The sequence below is a fragment of the Acinetobacter sp. ABJ-A23_2 genome, assembly GCF_044538765.1.
In the GTDB taxonomy this organism is placed as follows: Bacteria; Pseudomonadota; Gammaproteobacteria; order Pseudomonadales; family Moraxellaceae; genus Acinetobacter; species Acinetobacter nosocomialis_A.
The window spans coordinates 1-1,794 of sequence record NZ_JBIUCP010000101.1 but is presented as its reverse complement, the minus strand read 5'-3'; the positions used below and the strand labels follow the sequence as shown (position 1 = coordinate 1,794).

Here is a 1,794-nt window from a genome sequence, read left to right as displayed (position 1 = left end):
AAATATATAACATCCCTCTCTAAAGCTTAATTTATCGCCATAAAAAAAGGCCCCATAAGGGACCTTCAATCAACAAAATTAGCTACAAAATGGCTTAGTTCGGAGCAATCTCTTTCTTACGATAAAAAACAAAATAGCTCACATAGCACAGCAAGATAAAAATAATGCAGCAGATAAAGCCAACCTGCATAGATGGATCAAATACCATACTTACACAGGTAACAATACAGAATAACCCACCTACAATTGGAGTAAGAGGGAAAAGTGGTGCAGCAAAACGTAAGTCTTTTGCCGTTTTACCTGCTCTATACCATTGTCGACGGAAATTAAATTGTGAAACACAAATTGCGATCCAAACCACCACCATTGTAAAAGCAGCAACACCCAACAAATTTTTGAAAATTGTTTCTGGGGCAAATTGTTCTGAAAGTAACCCGGGAATAGCACCAAACATGGTCACAATAATGGCAACAATAGGTGTTCCTGATGGTGTGAGTTTAGCGAAAATTTTAGGTAATTGATTTTTTGCTGAAAGCGACCACATCATACGTGAGGCAGCAAACAAGCCAGAGTTAGCAGCAGAAAGTAGAGCCGTAATAATTACGAAACGGATAATATCTTCTGCATACGGAATACCAATATAGTTAAATACCGTCACAAATGGACTACTGCTCACATCATTTGCATTAAGACCTGCAAGATGGAATGGTAACAAAGAGCAAATAACAACAATTGTTCCTACAAAAAATATAAGCAAACGCCAAATTGCTGCATTAATTGCTTTAGGAACAGTCTTCGCTGGCTCCTCTGCTTCACCTGCAGCCACACCAATAAGCTCAGTACCAGAGAAGGCAAAATTCACAATGAGCATGGTTGTAAAAATTGGAAATAACCCGTGCGGGAACCAACCTTGAGCCGTTAAATTACTAAACAATGGTGCTGTTTCATGCCCGTGATAAGGAATAAAACCAAAAATTGCCAATAAACCCAAAGTAATAAAGACAATAATTGTTATAACTTTAATCAGCGCAAGCCAGAACTCAGATTCAGCAAACAGACGCGTTGAACTGATATTGAGGAAAAAGACGAGACCACCAAAAAACAAAGTCCATGCCCAAACAGAAGTAGTAGGAAACCATTCCTTAACAAGTAAAGCTGCGGCAGTAAATTCAGTTCCTAAAGTGGCAGTCCAAGTTAGCCAATATAGCCAGGTGATCATATACCCTGTGCCTGGACCAATATAACGTCGTGCGTATTCACCAAAAGAGCCTGACTCAGGCACATGAACGGCTAGCTCACCAAGACAGAGCATAACGGTGTAGGCAATCAAACCACCCAAGAAATAAGAGATAATTGCGCCAATTGGGCCTGCTTGAGAAATTACGTCGCCAGACCCTAAAAAAAGACCTGTACCTATGGCACCGCCAAGGGAGATCATCACCAAATGTCGAGTACTCATTGCTCGTTTCAAAGGTGCAGAACTTCCATGTTGCGATGCATCATTATTCCGATAATTTAATGATTGCATATAAAAAACTGTAACGACAATTTAGTAAAAAATCATTTTAGGAGAAAAAAATAAATATGCAATTATCTTTGAATAGTGAAGCTATTTTAAGCACACCTTCCCACCTTAAATAAAATATCAATGAAAAACAGTACTTTGATAATTATAAAAGTATTAATTGTATTTTAATTAACCCCATACTATTTCTTTAATTTATACAAAATTAAAAGTCATTATTTTTTAAATATAATAATTTTTCACTTAATTTATCATGACTAATTTTACTC

At 37.1% G+C, this 1,794-nt stretch carries 1 protein-coding gene; it reads right to left on the bottom strand.

The annotated features are described in order from the left end of the window. Window positions 1-94 precede the first annotated feature (94 nt). Window positions 95-1,528, bottom strand: a complete 1,434-nt coding sequence (locus ACH63V_RS17975; RefSeq protein WP_396464309.1) for an amino acid permease — start codon at window positions 1,526-1,528, stop codon at window positions 95-97. Window positions 1,529-1,794: the final 266 nt, after the last annotated feature.

Bases quoted from the DNA above. Each gene is read 5' to 3' on its own strand.
- ACH63V_RS17975 (WP_396464309.1), bottom strand. From the start codon at position 1,528: ATGCAATCATTAAATTATCGGAATAATGATGCATCGCAACATGGAAGT.